18 protein-coding genes are annotated in these 22406 nt (G+C 70.2%); 12 read left to right on the forward strand and 6 right to left on the reverse strand.

All coding sequences use genetic code 11. From position 1 onward, the window contains the following. The first annotated feature begins 27 nt into the window (after window positions 1–27). From ABZ370_RS14080 to ABZ370_RS14095, 4 genes are all read left to right on the forward strand, one after another. Window positions 28–1911, forward strand: a complete 1884-nt coding sequence (locus tag ABZ370_RS14080; protein WP_358619994.1) for a family 43 glycosylhydrolase — start codon at window positions 28–30, stop codon at window positions 1909–1911. Further along, window positions 1911–3341 carry an RICIN domain-containing protein gene (locus ABZ370_RS14085; protein WP_358619996.1) on the forward strand — a complete coding sequence of 477 codons (1431 nt, stop codon included), beginning with the start codon at window positions 1911–1913 and terminating at the stop codon, window positions 3339–3341. The genes ABZ370_RS14080 and ABZ370_RS14085 overlap by 1 nt, the downstream gene beginning before the upstream one ends. A 106-nt stretch (window positions 3342–3447) precedes the next feature. Next, window positions 3448–6000 carry a beta-L-arabinofuranosidase domain-containing protein gene (locus ABZ370_RS14090; protein WP_358619997.1) on the forward strand — a complete coding sequence of 851 codons (2553 nt, stop codon included), beginning with the start codon at window positions 3448–3450 and terminating at the stop codon, window positions 5998–6000. Between the two features lie 68 nt (window positions 6001–6068). Further along, complete coding sequence (locus tag ABZ370_RS14095) at window positions 6069–7076, forward strand: aldo/keto reductase (protein WP_358619999.1); 1008 nt, start codon at window positions 6069–6071, stop codon at window positions 7074–7076. Between the two features lie 64 nt (window positions 7077–7140). Here ABZ370_RS14095 and ABZ370_RS14100 read toward each other — a convergent pair whose 3' ends face one another. Genes ABZ370_RS14100 through ABZ370_RS14110 form a run of 3 tightly spaced genes read right to left on the reverse strand, consistent with a single transcriptional unit; the run spans window position 7141 to window position 10857 of the window. Beyond that, entirely contained in the window at window positions 7141–7908 is a 768-nt protein-coding gene (locus ABZ370_RS14100) for an enoyl-CoA hydratase-related protein (RefSeq protein WP_358620000.1), read from the reverse strand. A gap of 31 nt (window positions 7909–7939) precedes the next feature. Continuing rightward, window positions 7940–9271, reverse strand: coding sequence for a hypothetical protein (locus ABZ370_RS14105; protein WP_358620002.1), 1332 nt, complete (start codon window positions 9269–9271; stop codon window positions 7940–7942). Then, window positions 9268–10857: an amino acid adenylation domain-containing protein gene (locus ABZ370_RS14110; protein WP_358620004.1), complete on the reverse strand. Its 1590-nt coding sequence runs from the start codon at window positions 10855–10857 to the stop codon at window positions 9268–9270. Before ABZ370_RS14110 ends, ABZ370_RS14105 begins: the two co-directional genes overlap by 4 nt. A gap of 479 nt (window positions 10858–11336) precedes the next feature. Here ABZ370_RS14110 and ABZ370_RS14115 point away from each other — a divergent pair, with 479 nt between their 5' ends. Then, window positions 11337–12389: a GTP-binding protein gene (locus ABZ370_RS14115; RefSeq protein ID WP_358620005.1), complete on the forward strand. Its 1053-nt coding sequence runs from the start codon at window positions 11337–11339 to the stop codon at window positions 12387–12389. Between the two features lie 6 nt (window positions 12390–12395). Here the strand turns inward: ABZ370_RS14115 and ABZ370_RS14120 are convergent, their stop codons facing one another. After that, window positions 12396–12830, reverse strand: coding sequence for a VOC family protein (locus ABZ370_RS14120; RefSeq protein WP_358620007.1), 435 nt, complete (start codon window positions 12828–12830; stop codon window positions 12396–12398). 245 nt (window positions 12831–13075) lie between these two features. Here ABZ370_RS14120 and ABZ370_RS14125 point away from each other — a divergent pair, with 245 nt between their 5' ends. Next, window positions 13076–13918 (forward strand): PhzF family phenazine biosynthesis protein, encoded by an 843-nt coding sequence (locus ABZ370_RS14125; protein WP_358620008.1) that lies wholly within the window; start codon window positions 13076–13078, stop codon window positions 13916–13918. A 203-nt stretch (window positions 13919–14121) separates the two neighbouring features. Then, complete coding sequence (locus ABZ370_RS14130; protein WP_358620010.1) at window positions 14122–15309, forward strand: aminotransferase class I/II-fold pyridoxal phosphate-dependent enzyme; 1188 nt, start codon at window positions 14122–14124, stop codon at window positions 15307–15309. Between the two features lie 54 nt (window positions 15310–15363). Here ABZ370_RS14130 and ABZ370_RS14135 read toward each other — a convergent pair whose 3' ends face one another. Next, entirely contained in the window at window positions 15364–15807 is a 444-nt protein-coding gene (locus ABZ370_RS14135; protein ID WP_358620012.1) for an Lrp/AsnC family transcriptional regulator, read from the reverse strand. 170 nt (window positions 15808–15977) lie between these two features. On the opposite strand from ABZ370_RS14135, the gene ABZ370_RS14140 reads away from it, so the two are divergent. From ABZ370_RS14140 to ABZ370_RS14150, 3 genes are all read left to right on the forward strand, one after another. After that, window positions 15978–17276: an amidohydrolase family protein gene (locus ABZ370_RS14140; protein WP_358620014.1), complete on the forward strand. Its 1299-nt coding sequence runs from the start codon at window positions 15978–15980 to the stop codon at window positions 17274–17276. Window positions 17277–17363: 87 nt separating this feature from the next. Continuing rightward, on the forward strand, window positions 17364–18251 hold the full coding sequence (locus tag ABZ370_RS14145) for a fumarylacetoacetate hydrolase family protein (protein ID WP_358620016.1): 888 nt from the start codon (window positions 17364–17366) through the stop codon (window positions 18249–18251). Next, window positions 18248–19063 (forward strand): MBL fold metallo-hydrolase, encoded by an 816-nt coding sequence (locus ABZ370_RS14150; protein ID WP_358620017.1) that lies wholly within the window; start codon window positions 18248–18250, stop codon window positions 19061–19063. The genes ABZ370_RS14145 and ABZ370_RS14150 overlap by 4 nt, the downstream gene beginning before the upstream one ends. Here ABZ370_RS14150 and ABZ370_RS14155 read toward each other — a convergent pair. Then, window positions 19056–20396 (reverse strand): hypothetical protein, encoded by a 1341-nt coding sequence (locus ABZ370_RS14155; RefSeq protein ID WP_358620018.1) that lies wholly within the window; start codon window positions 20394–20396, stop codon window positions 19056–19058. The two genes, ABZ370_RS14150 and ABZ370_RS14155, sit on opposite strands and share 8 nt — an antisense overlap. 175 nt (window positions 20397–20571) lie before the next feature. On the opposite strand from ABZ370_RS14155, the gene ABZ370_RS14160 reads away from it, so the two are divergent. Further along, on the forward strand, window positions 20572–21411 hold the full coding sequence (locus tag ABZ370_RS14160; RefSeq protein ID WP_358620019.1) for an SDR family NAD(P)-dependent oxidoreductase: 840 nt from the start codon (window positions 20572–20574) through the stop codon (window positions 21409–21411). After that, window positions 21404–22342, forward strand: coding sequence for an amidohydrolase family protein (locus tag ABZ370_RS14165; RefSeq protein WP_358620021.1), 939 nt, complete (start codon window positions 21404–21406; stop codon window positions 22340–22342). The genes ABZ370_RS14160 and ABZ370_RS14165 overlap by 8 nt, the downstream gene beginning before the upstream one ends. Window positions 22343–22406: the final 64 nt, after the last annotated feature.

Below are 22406 nucleotides of genomic sequence, written 5' to 3' on the forward strand. Positions count from 1 at the left end.
CGGAGATTGCAGGAGCCCCGGATGACAATGAGCCGCAGTGACGCACACCCCAGCCGACGGCTGGTACTGATGGGCGCCCTGGCCCTGGGAGCGGCCGCGGGAACCCCCGGCCTCGCCGAGGCCGCCACCCCCTCCGCGCGGGAGACGGCCGCCAGGGCCGCCCGGTACGCCAATCCGCTGGTCCGCAACCGCGCCGATCCGCACATCTTCAAGCACACCGACGGCTACTACTACTTCACCGCCACCGCCCCGGAGTACGACCGGATCGTCCTGCGCCGCTCCAGAACCCTGAGCGGCCTCGCCACCGCGGCCGAGTCGGTGATCTGGAAGAAGCACACCAGCGGCGACATGGGCGCCCACATCTGGGCGCCGGAAATCCACTTCATCGACGGCAAGTGGTACGTCTACTTCGCGTCCGCGCCCGCGAACGACGTCTGGAAGATCCGGATGTGGGTGCTGGAGAACGCGAGCGCCAACCCCTTCGCCGGAACCTGGACGGAGAAGGGCCGCATCGCCACCCCCATCGACTCCTTCTCCCTGGACGCCTCCACCTTCGTCCACCGCGGCAGCCGCTATCTCATCTGGGCGCAGAGCAACCCGGACGTCGGCAACAACTCCAGCATCTACATCGCCCGGATGGCCAACCCCTGGACCATCACCGGGCCACAGGTGGAGATCTCCCGTCCGACCTACGACTGGGAGACCCGCGGCTACAAGGTCAACGAGGGCCCGTCCGTCCTCCAGAAGAACGGACGGCTCTTCCTCACCTACTCCGCCAGCGCCACCGACGCCAACTACTGCATGGGGCTGCTCACCGCGTCCGCGAACAGCGATCCGCTGGCCGCCGCCTCCTGGAAGAAGAGCCCCCAGCCGGTCTTCACCAGCAACGACACCACCAAGCAGTACGGCCCGGGCCACAACTCCTTCACCGTCGCCGAGGACGGCCGCACCGATGTCCTCGTCTACCACGCCCGCCAGTACAAGGACATCACCGGCGACCCGCTGAACGACCCCAACCGGCACACCCGGGTCCAGGCCCTCGGCTGGAAGGCGGACGGCACCCCGGACTTCGGCGTCCCCGTGGCCGACGGGCCCGCTCCGGACACCAAGGCCACCACCCGCTACACCATGACCGCCTTCACCAACAGCAGCGAATCCAACATGTATGTGTACGAGTCGCCGGACGCGCTCGCCTACACGCTGCTCAAGGGACCGGCGTTCACCCCGCCCGCGGAGCTGATCCGCGACCCCAGCATCATCAAGCACACCGACGGCTACTACTACATCGTCTACACCACCAACTGGACCGGGAACACCATCGGGTTCGCGCGCAGCCGGGACCGGGTCAACTGGACCTTCGTCCGCAACCACACGCTGCCCCTCGCCGGGATCGAACGCACCTGGGCGCCGGAGTTCTTCGTCGACGGAGGCGGCAGCGTCAACATCATCGTGTCGCTCGACACCACCGCCACCCCGGACTACATCTTCCGGCCGCATCTGCTCACCGCCACCAACGCCTCGCTGTCGTCCTGGACCACCCCGAAGCCGCTCACCGGCCTGGACAAGGCGAACTACATCGACACCTTCGTGGTCCGCCACGGCGGGCAGTACCACGCCTTCACCAAGCAGGAGACGACGAAGTACATCGAGTACGCGACGGCCACCAGCCTCGGCGGCCCCTACACCTTCCGCGGCACCGGTGACTGGGCGGGCTGGGGCAGCTGGCGCGAGGGACCGGCGCTGGCGCAGCTGGACAATGGCGGGTGGCGCATCTACTTCGACGGCTACGCCGAGAAGAAGTACTACTACAGCGACAGCCTCGACGGTTTCCGGACCTGGACCCCCATCCGGGAGCTTCCCAGGCTCTCCGGCTTCGCCCGCCACTTCACCGTCCTGAAGGAGAGCGTGTGATGCGCGGACGTCTGTGGACCCTCGTCGTGGCCGCCGTCCTCGGGCTGCTGGCCCCGCTGACGGGCGCCGGTACGGCACACGCCGCGCCCGCCACCATCGTCAACGCGACACAGTTCACCACCACATCGGGAGAGGCGGTGCACGCCCACGGCGGCGGAGTCGTCAAAGTCGGCGCGTACTACTACTGGTTCGGTGAGAACCGCAACGCGGACAACACCTTCCGCTATGTGTCCGCCTACCGCTCCACGGACCTCAAGAGCTGGGAGTTCCGCCGCCACGTCCTCACCCAGGCCACGGACCCCGAGCTGGCCACCGCCAACATCGAACGGCCCAAGGTCGTCTACAACGAGCGGACCAAGCAGTTCGTGATGTGGATGCACAAGGAGAACGGCAGCGACTACAGCGAGGCGCGCGCGGCCGTCGCCACCTCCGCCACCGTCGACGGCGACTACACCTGGCGGGGCAGCTTCCGCCCGCTGGGCGAGCACATGTCGCGCGACATCACCCTGTTCAAGGACGGCGACGGCACCGGCTACATGATCTCGGCCGCCCGGGAGAACTACGACCTGCAGATCTACCGGCTGACCGACGACTACACCGGTGTGGCGAGCCTGGTGGCCAACCCCTGGCCCGGTGGCCACCGCGAGGCCCCCGCGCTCTTCAAACGCGGCAACGTGTACTTCATGCTGACCTCCGGCGCCACCGGCTGGAGCCCCAACCAGCAGCAGTACGCCACCGCCACCAGCCTGGCCGGTCCCTGGAGCGCGATGCGTAACGTGGGCGACGCCACCGCCTACGGCTCGCAGACGGCCTACGTCCTGCCGGTGCAGGGCGCCCGGACGACCTCGTACCTGTACCTGGGCGACCGCTGGGGCAACTCCTTCGGCGGCAAGGTCAACGACTCGCGCTATGTGTGGCTGCCGCTGACCTTCCCCACCGCGACCACCATGGCCATGGACTGGTATCCGCAGCTGACCATCGACACCGAGGCGGGCACCGTGACCGGCTCCGGCGGTCCGTACACCCCGCTCAGGGCCCGGCACAGCGGCAAATGCGCCGACATCGTCTCCGCCGCGCAGACCGACGGCACCACGGCCGTGCAGTACACCTGCAACGGCGGCGGCAACCAGCTGTTCTGGTCCAGGAGCGCGGGCGACGGGTACGTCCAGCTGATCGCACGGCACAGCTCCCAGTGCCTGACCGTGGCCGGCGGCTCCACCGCCGACGGCGCGGCGGTCGTCCAGTCGGCCTGCGGCACGGGAGCGAACCAGCAGTGGCAGGTCACGGACGCGGGCAGCGGCTACGTCCGGCTCACGGCCCGTTCCAGCGGCAAGTGCCTGGACGTGGCCGACTCCTCCACCGCGGACAAGGCCGCCGTCATCCAGCGGAGCTGCACGGGCGGCGCCAACCAGCAGTGGCAGCGCGGCTGAACCTCCGGTGCGCGCGGGGCTGTTGACATCCCCGGAGGCGCCGGTAGCTTCACGTGCGCACGATGTCGGACATTGTTCGTAATTTCGAACCTCCGTGAGGAGAGTCATGAACGAACCAGTCGACAGACGGCACTTCATCGCCACCACCGCCACCGGGGCCGCGGCCGTGATGCTCAGCGCGACCGCCGGTGGCACCGCGGCGGCGGCCACACCCGGGGCGGCCCCGGCCGCGGCCCCGCGCGGCAAGACCCGGGCGCTGACCGGCGTCCGGCCCTTCCCGCTCACCGCCGTGACCCTGCTCCCCGGCGCCTTCAAGGACAACCAGTCCCGCAACACCGCCTATCTGCGCTTCGTCGACATCGACCGGCTGCTGCACACCTTCCGCCTCAACGTCGGCATCGCCAGCAGCGCCCGGCCCTGCGGCGGCTGGGAGAGCCCGACCACCGAACTGCGCGGCCACAGCACCGGCCACCTGCTGTCCGGCCTCGCCCTGACCTACGCCAACACCGGCGAGGCCGCACTGCTCGACAAGAGCCGCAAGCTGGTCTCCGCGCTCGCCGCCTGCCAGGCCAAATCCCCGGCCGCCGGCTACCGGGCGGGCTATCTGTCGGCGTTCCCGGAGAACTTCTTCGACCGGCTGGAGGCGGGCAGCGGGGTATGGGCCCCGTACTACACCATCCACAAGATCATGGCCGGACTCGTCGACCAGTACCGGCTCGCGGGCAACGCCGAGGCGCTGGAGACCGTGCTGCGCCAGGCCGCCTGGGTCGACACCCGCACCGCGCGGCTCGGCTACGACCAGATGCAGCGCGTGCTGGAGACCGAGTACGGGGGCATGAACGACGTCCTCGCCGACCTGCACACGATCACCGGCGACAGCCGATGGCTGACGGTCGCCGAGCGCTTCACCCACGCCCGCGTCTTCGACCCGCTCGGCCGGAACGAGGACCGGCTCGCCGGACTCCACGCCAACACCCAGATCCCCAAGATGGTCGGCGCCCTGCGGCTGTGGGAGGAGGGGCTGAACAGCCGCTACCGCACCATCGGCGAGAACTTCTGGAAGATCGTCACCGATCACCACACGTACGTCATCGGCGGCAACAGCAACGGCGAGGCCTTCCACGAGCCGGACGCCATCGCCGCCCAGCTTTCCGGGAGCTGCTGCGAGAACTGCAATTCGTACAACATGCTCAAGCTCACCCGGCTGATCCACTTCCACGCGCCCGAGCGCACCGACCTGCTCGACTACTACGAGCGCACCCTGTTCAACCAGATGCTCGGCGAACAGGACCCCGACTCGGCCCACGGCTTCAACATCTACTACACCGGTCTCGCCCCCGGCTCCTTCAAACAGCAGCCGTCCTTCATGGGCACCGACCCGAACCAGTACTCCACCGACTACGACAACTTCTCCTGCGACCACGGCAGCGGCGTGGAGACCCACGCCAAGTTCGCCGACACCATCTACACCTACGGCGACCGCAGCCTCCTGGTGAACCTCTTCATCCCCTCCGAGCTGCGCTGGGAGGACAAGGGCATCACCTGGCGCCAGACCACCGGCTTCCCCGACCAGCAGACCACCACCCTCACCGTCGGCTCCGGCGCGGCCTCCCTGGAACTGCGGGTGCGCATCCCCGCGTGGGCGTCCGGGGCCCGCGCCACACTCAACGGCACCACCCTCCCCGACCAGCCGAAACCCGGCAGCTGGCTGATCATCGACCGGCAGTGGAAGACCGGCGACCGGGTCGAGGTGACCCTGCCGATGACGCTGTCGCTCGACCCCACCCCCGACGATCCCGACATCCGGGCCGCGCTCTACGGGCCCGTCGTGCTGGCCGGGGCGTACGGCACCGCCACCGGCATGACCATGCCGCGGCTGAAACAGGACTCCGTGGTGCGGCAGGCCACCAGCCCGATGCGCTTCACCGCCACCGCCGACGGGCAGAGCGTCACCCTGCTGCCCGTCGCCCGCGTCCACCACCAGCGCTACAACGTGTACTGGATGACCGGGCAGCCGCCCACCCCGCCGCCCGCCTTCGCCGCCTGGTACCGCTTCGACGAGACCTCCGGCGCCACCGCCGCCGACGCCACCGGCCGCGGCAAGACCGCCCGGCTCACCGGCGGCGCCACCTGGACCACGGGCAAAACCGGCGGCGCCACCGCGCTGAACGGCGACGACGGGTACGTGACCCTCGCCGACGACCTCCTCGCGGGCGCCACCGCGTACACCCTCGCCACCTGGGTCCGGCTGGACGGCACCCCCGCCACCTGGACCCGGATCTTCGACATCGGCACCGGCGTCACCGCCAACATGTTCCTCACCCCGGTCGCCGACTCCGGAAAGCTGCGCTTCGCCATCACCGCGGGCGGCGGCGGCGCGGAACAGCGTATCGAGGCCGCTCCGCTGCCCACCGGCCGGTGGGCCCATGTCGCCGTCGCCTACGGCAGCGGCACCGCCGTCCTCTACGTCGACGGGCGCGAGGCGGGCCGCAACACCGCCGTCACCGTCGAGCCGGTCCACTTCGGCAACCACATCCGCGCCGCCTACCTCGGCAAGTCGCAGTACCCCGATCCGTACCTCAAAGCCGCGTTCGACGACTTCCGCGTGTACGGGCGGACACTCAGCGCGAATGAGGTCGCCACGCTCGCCGAAAGCTGACAAGCTCGGGCGGGCGGGCCACGGTCCGCCCGCCCCCGAACCGACCGGCATGGACAAGGACGATGTACATGGCCCACCTCGCGGCGGAGAACCGCTACGACTCCATGCAGTACCAGCGCTGCGGCCGCAGCGGTGTGCTGCTGCCGAAGGTCTCGCTCGGCCTGTGGCACAACTTCGGCGACACCCACCCGCTCGAAACCCAGCGCGCCGTGCTGCGCCGCGCCTTCGACCTCGGCGTCACCCACATCGACCTGGCCAACAACTACGGTCCGCCGCCCGGCAGCGCCGAGGCCAACTTCGGTTCGGTCTTCGCCCAGGACTTCCGGCCCTACCGCGACGAGCTGTTCATCGCGAGCAAGGCCGGACATCTGATGTGGCCCGGGCCGTACGGCGAGTGGGGCTCGCGCAAGTACATGCTTTCCAGCCTCGACCAGTCGCTGACCCGGATGGGACTGGACTACGTCGATGTGTTCTACTCCCACCGCTTCGATCCGGACACTCCGCTCGAAGAGACGATGGGCGCGCTCGACACCGCGGTACGGCAGGGCAAGGCCCTCTACGCGGGGGTGTCGAACTACCCGCCGGAGGCCATCGCGGAGGCGGCCGCGATCCTGAAGGACCTGCGCACCCCGTACCTGATCAACCAGCATCCGTACTCGATGCTCCAGCGCGGGGTCGAGGGCGGGGTGCTGGAGGCCTCCGCGGCGGCCGGGGTCGGCGTCATCGCCTTCTCGCCGCTCGCCCAGGGCCAGCTCACCGACCGCTATCTCAACGGTGTGCCCGCCGACTCCCGCATGGCGCTCGGCCACTTCCTCAAGCGCGACGCGCTCACCGAGGAGCGCCTGGCGCTGCTGCACGCCCTCAACAAGATCGCCCAGGGGCGCGGCCAGACCCTCGCGCAGCTGGCGCTCGCCTGGGTGCTGCGGGACCCGCGGGTGGTCTCCGTGCTGATCGGCGCGAGCAGCGTCGCCCAGCTGGAGCAGAACATCGCGGTCCTGGACTCGCCCGGCTTCACCGACGCCGAGCTGGCCGAGATCGACCGCCTCTCCGCCGAGGCGGGCGTCGACATTCCCTGACGTCACCCGACCGTATGCCCGTCCTCGCTTCCGGCACCGGAAGCGGGGACGGGCGGGGCTTCGGTCAGCGGCCGGTGAAGCGCGGCGCGCGCTTCGCCCGGAACGCGGCCATCCCCTCGGACTGGTCCTCGGTGGCGAACAGCGCGTGGAAGGAGCGCCGTTCGAAGAGCAGCCCCTCGCGCAGCCCCACCTCCAGCGCCCGTTCCACCGCCTCCCGCGCCGCCATGGCGGCCGGTTTGCCGTACGAGGCGACGGTCGCGGCCGTGGCCGCCGCCTCCGCCATCAGCCGGTCGTCGGGGACGATCCGGGAGACCAGCCCGGCGCGCTCCGCCTCCTGCGCGCCCATGGTGCGCCCGGTCAGGATCAGGTCCATGGCCTTGGCCTTTCCGACCAGTTTCGTCAGCCGCTGGGTACCGCCGATGCCCGGGATCACGCCTAGTTTGATCTCCGGCTGCCCGAAGGTGGCCGATTCCGCGGCGAGGATGATGTCGCACATCATCGCCAGTTCGCAGCCGCCGCCCAGCGCGTAGCCGGACACCGCCGCGATCTTGGGGGTGCGCAGCGCGGCGAAGGCGTCCCAGCCCGCGAAGTAGTCCTCGGTGAACATCTCGACGGAGGTCTTCGGGTCCATCTCCTTGATGTCGGCGCCCGCCGCGAACGCCCGCTCCGAGCCGGTGATCACGAAGCAGCCGGTCCCGGGGTCGCGGTCCAGCGGCCGCAGCGCCTCGACCAGTTCGGCCAGCAGTCCGCTGCTGAGCGCGTTGAGCACCTCGGGGCGGTGCAGCGTCACGGTGACGACGCGACCCTGTCGCTCGATCTTGATGAAGTTCACGGTGTCTCCCTTGAGGGGTGGTCGGGCCGGTCTACGAGTCCCAGATGGCGCCGTACGCGGGGATGCCCCGGCACTCCATGCCGTGGACCACCCGCCAGGTGAGCTTCTTGTTGGAGATGCAGATGACGGCCTCGGCCCCGAAGTCCGCGTACGCGTCGTAGGCGAGCCGGACCATGTCGGGCTTGCCGTGTTCGGAGGTGTCCCAGATGACCGCGTCGGGCTGGGCGGCCAGGATCTCGTCCACCAGCGCGTCGCCGTAGGTCGTACGGGGTGTGCGGGTCGCCCACACCAGCCGTGCCGGGACCTGCTGGGCCAGCAGGTGGGGGAGGCAGGGGCCGATGCCGCTGCCGGTGGCCACGTAGACCACCTTGCGGAACAGCGTCTCGATGTTGGCCACGCCCGCGGTGGTGATGCCCTTCACCCAGACCCGGGACGGTGCGTCGTCGATGAACTTCCCGGTCCAGTCCCCGGCGCGGGAGATGGTGAGCCGGAACCCCGGCTCGCCCGGCGAGGGCACATTGGCGAACGAGTGCCATTCCCGCAGCGGGCTGCGGCTGACCGCCGTCGAGGAGCCCGCGAAGGGCGTCACCCCGTGGTTGAAGCGGACGAGCGCCACATGGGAGGACGGCCGTTCGACGGCCACCGGCACCCGGTGCAGCCGCAGCCACGGCAGTGCGACGCTGAAGGTGATCATGGCCAGCACCCAGACGCCCGGCGCTGTCAGCAGCCGCCCGGCGGCGGACCCGCCGCCCCGTCCGTCGAGTGTGGTCAGCACGGTCTGCGCCCAGAAGAGCGCGAGCGCCGCCCAGCCGCCGAAGCGGTGCGTCTTCTCGAAGTGGTCGTGGAACCGCGCCCGGAAGGGCGGCAGCGCGGTGGCCGTGATCCCGAGCAACAGCACGACCAGGGCGTACGAGACGGCGAGCGTCGCCGCCGGGGCGGTGTGCCGGGTCAGCGAGCCCGTCAGGGCGAGGAACCAGAGCGTGCCCGCGAGGGCCCCGCCGACGTGCACCCCGCCGAAGTGGTAGACCTTCGCCAGCGTCCACCGGATCTTCAGCGGCCAGCCGGTGGGCGCCGCGGTGGCGATGCGGAAGAGCAGATTGATGACGTACTGCTGACGGATGACGATGGCGATCGCGAAGTTGACGAGCGCGGCGTCGGAGAGCGTACGGGGCGGGAGGCCGTCGTCCGAACGGGACAGCAGGAAGGCCAGGTTGACCGCCAGGACCAGGGCGATGAGGCGGTTGTAGTGCATCAGACGCGGATGCTTCAGCAGTCCGCGTACCCCCGGTGTCCGGGGCGGCAGCTCCGCGGTGCGCGGCGGCGTTTCGGCGCGGGGTGTGGTCACGGAGCGGGGTGTGGTCACGACGCCACCTCACCGGCCGTGCGGCGCTCGGCGGCCAGCCGCAGCAGGGCCGCTTTGTCGACCTTTCCGCGGCTGGTGAGCGGAAGTGCCGGGAGGGTGTGCACGGCCACCGGCACGCAGTAGTAGGGGAGCGCCCGGGCCACGGCCTGCCGCGCCGCCCCGGGGTCGACCCGCAGCGGGGCGGCGAAGGACACCAGACTCCGGTCGTCCAGCTTGAGCGTCACCGCGCGGACGCAGCCGGGGACCGCTTCGAGGACGGCGGAGACGGAGTCCAGTTCGACCCGGAAGCCCCGCACCTTGACCTGGTCGTCGGTGCGGCCCAGATGCTCCAGTTCGCCGTCGGGCGTCCAGCGGCCCAGGTCGCGGGTACGGAACATCAGCCGCCCGCCACCGAGGAACGGGTCGGGCGCATACCGTTCCGCGGTGAGGTGCGGATTGCGCAGATAGCCCGCCGACACACAGTCGCCACCGGCCCACATCTCGCCGGTCTCGCCGATGGCGCAGGGGCGCCGCTCGGGGTCCAGGACGTACACGGTGTTGTTGGGGGTCGGCCGTCCGATGGTCAGCCGCAGCGCCGCCGGGTCATGGCGCTGCATGGTGTTGACGATGGTGGTCTCGGTCGGCCCGCACGCGTTGTAGAACGTGCAGACCCGGGCCCAGCGGTCGGCGAGCGAGCGCGGACACGGCTCCCCGGCGACGGCCGCCACCTTGATCCGTCCGCACAGCTCGGGGTCGACCGCGCTGAGCACGGTCGGGGTCGCGATGACCACGTCCACCCGGCGTACGGTTTCGGCGATGTCGGCGCCGCGGATGACCAGGGTGGCGCCGTGGCTCAGAGCGCCGAGGATCTCCCACGCGGCCATGTCGAAAGCCACGTTGAGGATCTGGGACACGCGCGTCCCGGGCCGCATCCTCAAGTCCCCCGGCTCGGTGAGCAGGAGGTTGCACACGTTGCGATGGGTGACGGTGACCCCGTTGGGCGCTCCCGTGGTGCCGGAGGTGAAGAGCACATAGCAGCCGTCGTCCGGCGTCACGGGCAGGGCGGGGGCGAAGGGGACGCCGTCCGCCTCGCCGTCGAAGGGGACGGCCATCGCGGTGTCCAGCGGGATCACGGTGTGGCCGGGGAACGCGGGGATGCGTTCCGCGTAGCCCGACGTCGTCAGGATCACCCGGGTCGATGCGGTGCGGATGACATGGCCGAGCTGGGCCGGGGGCGCCAGCCTCGCGTCCTGTGGCACATAGGCCGCCCCCGCCTTCAGGGTGGCCAGCAGGCCGACGAGCATGGGGAGGGAGCGCCGGACGAACAGTGCGACGTTGTCACCGGGGCGTACGCCCAGCCGCGTGAGCCGGTCCGCCAGCCGTCCGGCCTGCCGGTCCAGCTCCCCATAGGTGATCGTCTCGCCGAGGTGCTCGGCCGCGACGGCGAGCGGGGACGCGGCGGCGTGCCGTTCGATGGCCTGGTGGATCAGGGAACAGGGCGGTGTGGCCACCGGCCCCTGGCCGAACCGCTGGAAGCGCCGCCGGTCCGGTTCGGAGAGGTGCCGGAGGGGATCGGCGGGCCACTCCGGTCGTGCGTCCTGAAGCATGGTCTGTATCCGCATATGTCGCCCACTCTCGTTCGACAAGTCGGTCATCGTTCGGCTGATGGGGCCGGGTGCGGGCATGAAGAGCCCAGACGTGGAGATGAAGGGGGAAAAATGATGGCTGCGGAAATGGTGTTGCGGCGAGGAGATCAGGCCGCCGCCACTCCGGTCACATGCGCATCGGATGGCACGTGGTCATCAGCCGTCTCGCTTGCTTGAGAGCTTAAGGACCTGTTCGGCGTGGGCGGAAGACGGGCGACGGGCGCGAGTTGGCCAGGATTCCACTAGAGTGCGCCCGCGCGGAAAGGTATGCCTTGTGGCCTTGATGGCGACCTGGTAGCGGCCCAAGCGGGCGGCGTCACCGAAACTGACGGCATATCAGGCTGTTCGCCGGTGGCCGAGATCCGTCCCGGGGCCGCCGTCCGGATAGCATGAACGGCCCGCCCGCACCGCCCACGCATCGCCCGCACGGAGACAGAGCCTTGGCCACACCACGCATCCCGGTCATTCTCATCACGGGTTTCCTGGGTTCCGGAAAGACCACGATGCTCAACCATCTGATGCGCGACAGCGTGGACACCCGGATCGGGGTCATCGTCAACGACTTCGGCAGCATCAACATCGACGCCATGGCCGTCGCCGGACAGGTCGACTCGATGATCCCCATCGAGAACGGCTGCCTGTGCTGCGCCGCGGACGCCTCCGAAATGGACGAGATGCTGGACCGGCTCACCGATCCGGAGCTGCGCATCGACGTCATCGTGATCGAGGCGAGCGGCCTGGCCGAACCGCAGAGCATGATCCGTACGCTGCTGTCCAGCGGCAATGAGCGCATCCGCTACGGGGGCCTGGTGGAGGTCGTGGACGCCGCCGAGTTCCCCAGCACCCGCGACCGCCACCCCGAGCTGGACCGCCATGTGCGCGACGCCGACCTGATCGTGCTCAACAAGACCGACCGGGTGGGGGAGGGTGAGCGGCGGCGCGTCCTGGACACCGTCGCCGAGCTCGCCCCGGGGCTGCCCGTCCTCACTGCCGCACACGGCCGCGTCGACCCCGGCCTCCTCTTCGACCACGAGCCCCGGACCACGCCCGAGGAGCGTTTCCGGCAGCTCTCGTTCGCCGATGTGTGCACCGACGAGCACGACGACCACAGCCGCCACCTGCACGCCGCCTACGAGAGCGTCGAATTCACCTCGGCCGAGCCGCTGGACCCGCGCCGCTTCATGGAATTCCTCGACGCCCGGCCCGCGGGCCTCTACCGCCTCAAGGGCTTCGTCCACTTCGCGGGCGCCGACCCGCAGCGGAAGTACGGACTCCACGCCGTCGGCGCGTACCTCCGGTTCCAGCCGGTGCCCTGGGAGCGCGGGGAACCCCGCACCACCCAGCTGGTCATGATCGGCACCGGCATCGACGCCGACACCCTCACCAAGCGGCTGACCGACGCCGTCGCGACCGGCCCGGAGGAGGCCGACGAGCGGCACATGATGGGAGTGCTGCGCTACGTCGACCACGAGGGCCAGGGCGCACCCATGTGAGCGCGGCTACCGGCTCCCGAAGTCGGGAAGCGTGACCGAGCCGTCCTCGGCGAGCGGGAACCCGGGGTTGTACGCGATTTCCCAGGCGTGGCCGTCCGGGTCGGTGAAGGCGCTGGAGTAGAAGCCGATGGCGTTGACGGCCGCAGGCTTGGTGACCGTCCCACCGGCCCGCTCCGCCGCCGCGAGCAGAGTGTCGACCTCCGCCTCGGAGCGGACGTTGTGCGCGAGGGCGATCCCGCCGAACCCGGCCGCGGGCCCGGGCTCCAGCCCGCAGTCCCGCGCGAGCTTGTCGCGGCCCCACAGCACCACTCCCAGGCCGCCCGCCTGGAAGAACACGGTCTCCTCGACTTCCTGCCCCCGCCAGCCCAGGGCCTCGTAGAAACCCTTGGCCCGAGCGAGATCGGACACGCCCAGCGTGACCAACGTGATGCGCTGCTCCATGCGATCACGGTACGGCTCAGCACACCTACGAGAACAGCGCCCCGCCGAGCCCCGTGGCGTTCCCGGCCCGGCGGGCCGACGGTTCGCGTCTCCGGGAGCATGGCATTCGGACGGTTGACCAGTCCACCGTGTCGCAACTGGCCATGTCCCCAGGACGCGGGCGCCTGTTGGTATGGAGCTGCTTCCGCCGAAACACATGAACACGCGGAACCCGCCGCAGCCGCTACCGAAAGGCCGTGATGACCATGCCGAGCACCCGCCCGTTCGTCCAGGTCGACGTGTTTTCCACGACCCCGTATCACGGCAACCCGGTCGCGGTCGTCCTCGACGGGACGGACGTGACCGATGAGGAGATGCAGCGTCTGGCGCGCTGGACCAACCTGTCCGAGACCACGTTCGTGCTGCCCTCCACCGTCCCGGAGGCGGACTACCGGCTACGGATCTTCACGCCCGAGGGTGAGCTGCCGTTCGCCGGACACCCCACCCTCGGCTCCGCGCGCGCCTGGCTGGACGGCGGTGGCGTGCCGCACCACGCCGACCACATCGTCCAGGAGTGCGCCGCCGGACTGGTCACCGTGCGCCGGGGCGAGGGTGCTCTGTCCTTCGCCGCCCCGCCGCTGGTCCGTGATGGCGCGCTCGACGACGCGTACCTGAAGCAGATCGTCGCCGCGTTCGGCATCGGCCAGGACCGTGTCCTCGCCCACCAATGGGTCGACAACGGACCCGGCTGGGCCGTGCTCCAACTGCCCACAGCCGAAGAGGTCCTCGCCCTCGAACCCGACCTCTCCCTCATCCCGACCGCGATGGTCGGCGCGATCGGGGCCTACTCCGCCGGTTCCCCCCACGACTTCGAGATGCGCACCTTCGCCCCCCGCTGCGGAGTGGCCGAAGACCCCGCCTGCGGCAGCATGAACGCTGCCGTCGGACAGTGGCTCACCACCACCGGATCTGGCCCCTCCAGCTATCGGGTCTCCCAGGGCACGAGGCTGGGACGGGCCGCGACGATCGAGATCACCACCGGCACGGACGGCGCCGTCTGGGTGAGTGGCGCCACGACTGTCTGCATCCGGGGCACCATCGCGCTGTGACCGGCCCGCAGCCCGCGCGATTCGCCGCGCGATCCGCCGCGCGGTCCGGTTGAGCACAGGATTGCTCGATTCCCACCCCTAGCACAATCCAAGGCCCTCGACCCGGCGCAATATGCTGCCAATGTTGCTGAGATCGATTCGCTTCGAGGTACCCGTCGGCCACGCTTGACGGCGTCATATCGATGGACCACGAAGGGGCAACCATGCCGGGCAGCAGCACAGTCACCGTCCACGCCGATCGCGAGGTCCACCCCAGCCGCGCCGTGGCGCCGCCCATCTACCAGACGGCGGCGTTCTCGGCCGAGGAGGCGGAGGCGTTCGCCCAGGCCGCGGTCGACCGGCGAGGCCAGGACTTCTACACCCGCTTCGGCAATCCGAACCACGCCCAGGTCGCGGCCGTCGTGGCGGAGCTGGAGCACACCGAGGCGGCCATGGTCACCGCGTCCGGGATGGCCGCGCTGACCACCGCCGTGCTGGCCCTGGTGTCCACCGGTGACCATGTCATCGGGCAGCGGTCCACCTACGGCGGTACGGCGTCCCTGCTGCTGAACCTGCTGCCCCGATTCGGTGTGTCGACCACCCTGGTGGACCAGACCGACCCGGAGGCGTTCGAGAAGGCGCTGACCCCGCGGACCCGCCTGATCCTGGCGGAGTCTCCGAGCAATCCGCTGCTCCAGATCACCGACCTGCGCGCCGTCGCGGAGCTGGCCCGCGCGCACGACGTACTGACCCTGGCGGACAACACCTTCGCCACTCCGCTGAACCAGCGCCCGGCGGAGTTCGGTATCGATCTGGTCTGGCACAGCGCGACCAAGTACCTCAACGGTCATTCCGATGTGTCCGCCGGAGTGCTGGCCGGTCCGGCGGAGCTCCTGGACCGGGTCTGGGACGCCGGACTGCTCACCGGTGCCGTCCTCGGCCCGTTCGACGCGTGGCTGCTGCTGCGCGGGATGCGCACCCTTCCGTTGCGGATGCCCCGGCACAACGCCAACGGCCAGGCGCTCGCGGAGGCCCTGCACGACCACCCCGCCGTGAGCCGGGTGCACTATCCCGGCCTGGCATCCCACCCGCAGCACGAGCTGGCCACCCGTCAGATGAGCGGGTTCGGCGGCGCGCTCGGCATCGAGTTCGCCGGCGGTTTCGCGGCGGCCGACACGTTCCTGGGCCAACTGCGCTACGCCCGCCGGTCGGCCAGCCTCGGCGGCGTGGAATCGCTGGCCGTGCACCCCGCGTCCATGTGGCGGGGGATGCTCAGCGAGGACCAGATCGCCGCCTCGGTTCCGCCGGGCCTGGTCCGGCTGGCCGCGGGCACGGAGGACACCGCCGACCTGGTGGCCGACGCACTCGCCGCGGCCGACGCGGTGGCCGCCGCCCCTGCCGTGGGTGCCTGAGCGGGCCGGCTGTGTTGTCACGGCGTCAGGGCGCCGTGACAACAGCCCGGCACCTCACGAGGTGTGGGGGGAGAGCGTCTTCATGGTGACGTAGCTGTTCACCATGGCGACGCCGGGAAGGTCGGCCAGCCGGTTGGTGTGAAAGTCCTCGTAAGCGGACAGATCGGCGACCTCGACCTGCAGCAGGTAGTCGTAGTTGCCGGTGACGTGGTGGACGTGAACCACCTCGGACAGCTGGACGACCGCGCGTTCGAACGCGGCCACGTCGTCGCGCTTGTGCCGCATGAGCCGGACACCGGCGAACACGCGGAGGCCGCGGCCGAGCGCCGCGGGGTCGATCTCCGCCCGGTAGCCGCGGATCACTCCGGTTTCCTCGAGCCGGTTCACACGCCGCAGGCAGGGGGACGGCGAGAGGCCGACCCGGGCGGCGAGCTCGGCGTTGCTGATCCGCCCGTGCGTTTCGAGCACGGCGAGGATCGATCGATCTACCTCCTCCATAAGGGCAGACTATTGCTCAATCTCTCCGCTTACCACAACCTCCTGCCGTGCTCCGGCGCAATTTCCTGCCAAAGTTGCCGAGATCGGTTCACGCCGATGTGCTGATCAACAAGGCTTGACCACGTCATCGACTCGAACAGAACAACCCTTTTTCGTGGAGGAATTTTCAGATGAGGCTCCTGCTCACCGGCGGCACCGTGGTCAGCATGGACCCGGCTGTCGGCGATTTTGAACGCGGTGACGTACTGATCGAGGACGGCGTGATCGTCGAGGTGGCCGAGACGATCGAGGCTCCGGATGCCGAGGTGATCGACGCGACCGACCGGATCGTCATGCCCGGCTTCGTCGACACCCATCGGCACACCTGGCAGACCGCGTTCCGCGGCATCGGCGCGGACTGGACGTTCCCCGAGTGGGCGGTGGCGACGCATGGCACGCTCAAGGCTCATTACCGGCCCGAGGACGTCTACCTGGGCACCCTGCTCGGCCGGTTGGAGGCCCTCCACTCCGGCGTGACCACCATGCTGGACTGGTTCCACTGCGTGCCGACCCCCGAGCACGCGGACGCCGCCGTCGCGGCGCTGCGCGACATCGCCGGACGGTCGGTCTTCTGCCACGGCGCGGGGTGGGGCACCACCGGCTCGGTCGACGCCGAGATCCGCCGCGTCCGTTCCGCGCTTCCCGGGGACGGCCTGGTCACCATGGCGTTCGGGCTGCGCGGCGCGGAGGCCACCTCCATGGACACCGTCGCCGAGGAACTGAAGCTTGCGGCCGAACTCGACCTGCGGACCAGTCTGCACGTCGAGTCCGAAGGCATCCGCCGCCCGGTGGCCGACCTCCATGAGCACGGTCTGCTGCGGGACACCACGACGTTCGTGCACGCCACCGGGCTCGGCGACGACGAGCTGCGGATGCTCGCCGACACCGGCAGCTCGGTGTCCATCAGCCCGGACGTCGAGCTGAAGATGGGGTTCGGCTGGCCGATGACCGGCCGGATGCTGGCCGTCGGCCTGCGCCCGACACTCTCCATCGACGACGTCCCGTCCGTCGGTGGCGACATGTTCGCCACCATGCGCACCGCCTTCGTCGTACAGCGTGGCCTGGACGGCGGCCTCAACTCCCGGGACCTGCTGGAGTTCGCCACCGTCGACGGCGCCCACGCGCTCGGACTCGCCGCCCGCACGGGCAGCCTCACCCCCGGCAAGGACGCCGACGTGGTCCTGCTGCGCGCCGACGACATCACCGTGCTCCCGGCAACCGACCCGGTCGGCACGATCGTTGCGGCCGGTCACCCCGGACTGGTCGACACGGTCCTGGTGGCGGGCCGCGTCGTCAAGCGGGACGGCGTGCTGGTGGACGTGGACCTGTCCGCGCTGAAGGCACGACTGGTGGCATCCCGCGACCACGTGGCGGCGGCTGCCGGTGTCCCGCTCGACGGCACCTGGCGTCCGCGGCCGAAGACGGCGTGACCGCGCGGGGCGGAGTCCCCGCCCCGCCCAGTTCATCTCATGAAGCATGAAGCATGAGGCTTGAAGCATGCAGAAGAAGGTTGACCCGTGAAGCTGGTGACATTCACCGAATCCGAGCGCGTGGCCCTCGGCCGCATGGACACCGAGGGCAGGGTCCGCGACCTCAGTGAGGTGGTCGGCGCCCGCACGCTCCTCGACGTCATCGACGCGTGGGAGCAGCTCGGGCCCGTGATCGCCGCGGCCGCCGATCTGCCCGTGGTGGACACGCCCCGGCTGCTGGCACCGATCCCGCGGCCGCGCCGCAACCTGTTCGCCGTCGGCAAGAACTACCGTGACCACGTAAGGGAGTTCGGCCGCTCCGGCTACGAACACCCGGACCGTGTCGATGTCATGCCGACCGTACCGATCGTCTTCTCGAAGGTCCCCACCGCGGTGACCGGGCCGTACGACGAGATCGACCCCCACCTCACGGTCACATCCGACCTGGACTACGAAGCGGAGCTGGCCGTCATCATCGGCCGCGGCGGACGCGGCATCCCCGTAGACCGCGCCCTGGACCATGTGTGGGGGTACACGATCATCAACGACGTCACGGCCCGGGACCTGCAACGGGACCATCAGCAGTGGCTGCTCGGCAAGTCCCTGGACACCTTCGCACCGATGGGCCCCTGGGCGGTCACCGCCGACGACATCGGCGACCCCGGGACCCTGGAGGTCTCCTCCACGGTGAACGGCGAACCCCGCCAGAAGGCGCCCGTCTCCGACCTGATCTTCGACATCCCGGAGCTCATCAGCGTTATCTCCGCAGGGATCACCCTGCGAAGCGGCGACATCATCGCCACCGGCACCCCGGCAGGCGTCGGCATCGGTTTCGAACCGCCCCGTTTCCTCGCCCCGGGTGACGTCGTCGAGTGCGCCATCACCGGCCTGGGCGCCCTGCGCAACACGGTCGGCAGCAAGGTGCCGGAGGAATGATGCAGATCGGTGACATCAAGATCCATCCCCTCACCGACGGGACCTTTCGCGCCTCGCCCGCCTACTTCGGCGAGCACGCCCACCCCGAAGGCCACGAGGACCTGTTCCTCCGGCCCGACGACATGGCCTGGCTGCCCATCGGCTGCTTCCTCGTCCGCACCGGTGACCGCATTGTCCTCGTCGACGCCGGAATGGGGCCCGCGATCGACGACCACAGCCCCCGTCGGCTGCTCGTCGGTGGCCAGCTTCTGCTGGGGCTGCGGGCCATCGGTGTGGCGCCTTCCGACGTCACCGACGTCGTCTGTACACATCTCCACTCCGACCACTGCGGATGGCTTTTCGACCGCAACGCCGACCCGGTGTTCCCAGGCGCCACCATCTGGTTCGGCGCCGGGGACTGGGACCACTTCGTCGACGACCCGAAGGGGGCGATGCCCGACCACATCCGCGACGGCCTCAAGACGACCGCCGAGCAGGGCAGCCGCCTCCAGCTGCTCGACCGGGACACCACCGTGGTGCCCGGTATCACCCTGACCATGACGCCCGGACACACCCCCGGGCACCTGTGTGTCATCGTCGCTTCCCAAGGGCGCCGCGCGATTCTGCTCGGCGACGCGGTCGTCTGTCCGGTCCAGCTGGACGAACCCACCTGGCGGTCCATGGGCGACGTCGATCCCGAGCTGGCGCGGCGGGTCCGCGAGCGGCTGTTCCGTGAACTCGAAGACGACGCGACCATCGGCGTCGGCGCTCATTTCCCCGAGCTGGAGTTCGGCCGGGTACTCACCGGGCAGGGCCGCCGCTGGTTCACCTGACCCGCGCGGCCACGACTCCCGAGAGTGTCACCAGGTCCTCGTCCGTGAGCAGGCGGCCTTCGCGGGCCATCAACTCCTGTGCGTGCACCAGTAGTTCGTCCACCGCAGCGGGATCGGCCGGGTCGATGCCGAGTGTCGTCAGACGGTCGGCCAGGGTGAAAGGGCCGCTGTCGGGGGTGAACGGAATCCTGCGTTCGTTGCCGACCAGGGCGGGCTCCAGGCAGTTGTGCAGGAGAGGGTCGATCCCGGTCTCCTGCGTGATGATGTCCAGACCGCCCCAGCAGAAGGCGTGGGTTCCGGTCACCGGATGGTTCCAGGCTGTGCGGTAGCCCGTCAGTTCCTGGCCGGAGCGGGCGAGGTCCGTCAGGAGTTCGGTGCGGATGCCGGTGTGTATCCCGTACAGGGCCTCGAAGGCGAGTGCCGTGGCGGCCAGATCGGCGTTGCCGGGGCCGCCGCAGTAGCCGTTGACCGAGAGTTCGACGGCCGTCGCTCCGACCCGTACCGCGGCCACCGCGCAGGCCACGGCCAGGCCGAAGGTGTTGTGCGGATGCAGCCCGACCTCGACGTCCGGGGCGAGGGTCCGGGTGCGGTGGGTCAGGTGGGCGTACGCCTCCGGGCTCATCGCGCCCGGCCCGTCGAACAGTGTCAGTTCGGTGGCGCCCGCCCCGGTCAGCGCGGTGACGGCCTCCTCGTGCGCGTCCTCGGTGAGGTAGGACACCATCAGCAGTGGCACGATCACGTCGAGGCCGAGGGAGCGCGCGTACCGGACGAGCCGGGCGGCCGTGTCCAGCACCGCGGTCCGGTGGCGGGGGGTGTCCGGGTTCCGCCACTCCTCGCCCCGCCAGGCGGCCGCGTAGACCGCCGGTTGGTAGATCAGGGACGTTTCGCCGAAGCCCTGCACCCAGACCTGCACGGCGTCGTACCCGGCCCGCGCCGCCCGGTCGACATCCTCGGCCGAGCGCATCAGCGGACAGACGATCCGGCAGTCCGGGTTCTCGTCCTTCACCATGTTCACCTCGGCCCTGAGTGCGCCGTCGTCGCGCCCGGCCAGTCCGGCGGTGACGACATCCGGCACTCTGGTGCGCACCACCCGGCGCAGGAACGACCGCTTCGCCTCGGCGGACGCCACGACGCCCGGGAGGGTCTCCACCGAGCGCAGCGTCGCGTCCCGTAGCCGCACGGCAGTGGGCAGCGAACCGGTGACGTCCGTACGCCGGTTGAGCGGGCTCACCGACCAGCGGCCGGGCTCATACGCGCCCGGTGTCCGGCGTGACCGTAGCTCGTCGCGGAACCGGGCGACCTCCTCGGGGGTGAACACGGGCGGCTTCTCCATGGATGTCCTCCGGCGGTGAGTCGCTGTCGTGGACTATTCAAGTTCACTGTCGACACCATGGGCAAGATATGGGGATCGAGCGCCATCAATATTTACTTTCTGTCGACACTTGGCTCACACTGTCGGCAGTTCGATCCCGACCGTGCCCGACCGTGCCCCACCGAGGGAGGCCCCTGTGGTTCAGGACGCGCCAGACGAACACCCCGACCGGCCGCCGCGGCAGGGACGTCTCGCCGGGAAGGTCGCCGTCGTCGGCGGTGCGGGCAGTGTCGGGCCCGGTTGGGGCAACGGCCGTGCGGCCGCCGTTCTCTTCGCCCGCGAAGGCGCCACCGTGTACCTCACCGATCGGGACGAGGGCGCGCTGAACGTCACCGCGCGGCAGATCCGCGAGGAGGGCGGCACCGCGCACACGCAGGTGCTGGACGTCACCGAACCCGACGCCGTCCAGGCGTACTTCGAGGAGACGGCGCGCCACGCGGGACGGATCGACATCCTGGTCAACAACGTGGGCGGCTCCCAGCCTGGCGGAGCGGCCGAATTGAGCGTGGAGGACTGGGACGGTCAGCTCCGGACCAACCTCACCAGTGCCTTCCTCGCCTGCAAGCACGTCATTCCGGTCATGCGGCGCGGCGGAGGCGCCATCGTCAACACGGCCTCCTGCTCCGGTCTGCGCTGGACCGGTGCCGCGCAGGTCGGGTACGCGGCGGCGAAGGCGGCGGTCATCCAGCTGTCCCGGGTCACCGCCGTGCAGTACGCGCCGGACGGTGTCCGCGTGAACACCGTCGTCCCGGGGCAGTTGCACACCCCGATGGTCGAGGCCCGCCTCGCCCTCCAGCGTGCGGGCGGGGACGTGGCCGGGCTGCTCGCGCAGCGGCAGGCCCGGATTCCGCTCGGCTTCATGGGGGACGGCCGCGACACCGCCTACGCCGCGTTATATCTGGCCTCCGACGAGGCCCGGTTCGTCACCGGCACCGAGATCGTCGTCGACGGCGGAATGACGGCACGCTGTGACTGAACCCCTCGCCCGCCTCGTCGGGCCGGTGCCCTCGGTCGGCTGCCCGCCCCCGCATCCCCGCCCCCGCACCCCGAAACTCCGGCTGCCGCCCGGCAGTTGTGACACCCACTGCCACATCCTCGGGCCGACGGACGTCTTTCCGTACGCACCTGAGCGCACCTTCACACCGCTCGATGCCCCCAAAGAGCAACTCCATGCTCTGCACGCTCACTTGGGCATCGGCCGAGCCGTCGTCGTGCAGTCCTCCTGCCATGGGAGCGATCACCGGGTCCTGCTGGATGCCCTGGCGGGCGGGGGCGGACGGCTGCGCGGCGTGGCCCTCGTCGGGGAGACGACGACCCGCGCCGAGATCGAGGAACTGCACCGCGCGGGCGTACGGGCCTTCCGGCTCAACTTCCTGCCCCACCTGCGGACGGCGCCGACCCGCGCCGAGATCGACTCGATCCTCGGGCGGGTCGACGGGCTGGGCTGGGCGGCCCAACTCCACGTGCGGGGCGACGGGATCGCCCGGCTGGAGGACATGGTCCGCAGGCTGCCCGGCCGGGTGGTGGTCGACCATATGGCTCGCGTCGACCTCGCCTCGGGGCGCGACGGTCCGGCGCCGCGCAGCCTGCGCGCGCTGCTCGACACGGGGCAGGTGTGGGTCAAGGTCAGCGGTGTCGACCGGGTCTCCCGTCAGGGGCCCCCGTACGCCGACGGGGTCGCACTCGCCGCGTCCCTGGTCGCCCACGCGCCCGAACGGGTGGTGTGGGGCACCGACTATCCGCACGTCAACATCGTCGGCGAGGCGCCGGACGACGGGCTGCTCGTGGAGCTCGTCGAGCGGATCGCCCCGGACCCCACGCGGTTGAGACGGCTGATGGTCGACAACCCCGCCGAACTCTTCGACTTCCCGCCGCCATCCGACGATCCGGTGTCCGACGACCGGTGATCTCGCAGCGCACGGATGGTGTCGGCAGAGCTAGTGTCGGCAGAGCCGCCGGATATTTCCGTGC

The sequence above is a fragment of the Streptomyces sp. NPDC005962 genome (assembly GCF_040629205.1).
Classification (GTDB): Bacteria; Actinomycetota; Actinomycetes; order Streptomycetales; family Streptomycetaceae; genus Streptomyces.

Excerpts from the sequence above, each read along its gene's own strand:
- ABZ370_RS14080 (WP_358619994.1), top strand. The coding sequence starts at position 28 with ATGAGCCGCAGTGACGCACACCCCAGCCGACGGCTGGTACTGATGGGC.
- ABZ370_RS14085 (WP_358619996.1), top strand. The coding sequence starts at position 1,911 with ATGCGCGGACGTCTGTGGACCCTCGTCGTGGCCGCCGTCCTCGGGCTG.
- ABZ370_RS14090 (WP_358619997.1), top strand. The coding sequence starts at position 3,448 with ATGAACGAACCAGTCGACAGACGGCACTTCATCGCCACCACCGCCACC.
- ABZ370_RS14095 (WP_358619999.1), top strand. The coding sequence starts at position 6,069 with ATGGCCCACCTCGCGGCGGAGAACCGCTACGACTCCATGCAGTACCAG.
- ABZ370_RS14110 (WP_358620004.1), bottom strand. The coding sequence starts at position 10,857 with ATGCTTCAGGACGCACGACCGGAGTGGCCCGCCGATCCCCTCCGGCAC.
- ABZ370_RS14120 (WP_358620007.1), bottom strand. The coding sequence starts at position 12,830 with ATGGAGCAGCGCATCACGTTGGTCACGCTGGGCGTGTCCGATCTCGCT.
- ABZ370_RS14125 (WP_358620008.1), top strand. The coding sequence starts at position 13,076 with ATGCCGAGCACCCGCCCGTTCGTCCAGGTCGACGTGTTTTCCACGACC.
- ABZ370_RS14130 (WP_358620010.1), top strand. The coding sequence starts at position 14,122 with ATGCCGGGCAGCAGCACAGTCACCGTCCACGCCGATCGCGAGGTCCAC.
- ABZ370_RS14135 (WP_358620012.1), bottom strand. The coding sequence starts at position 15,807 with ATGGAGGAGGTAGATCGATCGATCCTCGCCGTGCTCGAAACGCACGGG.
- ABZ370_RS14140 (WP_358620014.1), top strand. The coding sequence starts at position 15,978 with ATGAGGCTCCTGCTCACCGGCGGCACCGTGGTCAGCATGGACCCGGCT.
- ABZ370_RS14150 (WP_358620017.1), top strand. The coding sequence starts at position 18,248 with ATGATGCAGATCGGTGACATCAAGATCCATCCCCTCACCGACGGGACC.
- ABZ370_RS14155 (WP_358620018.1), bottom strand. The coding sequence starts at position 20,396 with ATGGAGAAGCCGCCCGTGTTCACCCCCGAGGAGGTCGCCCGGTTCCGC.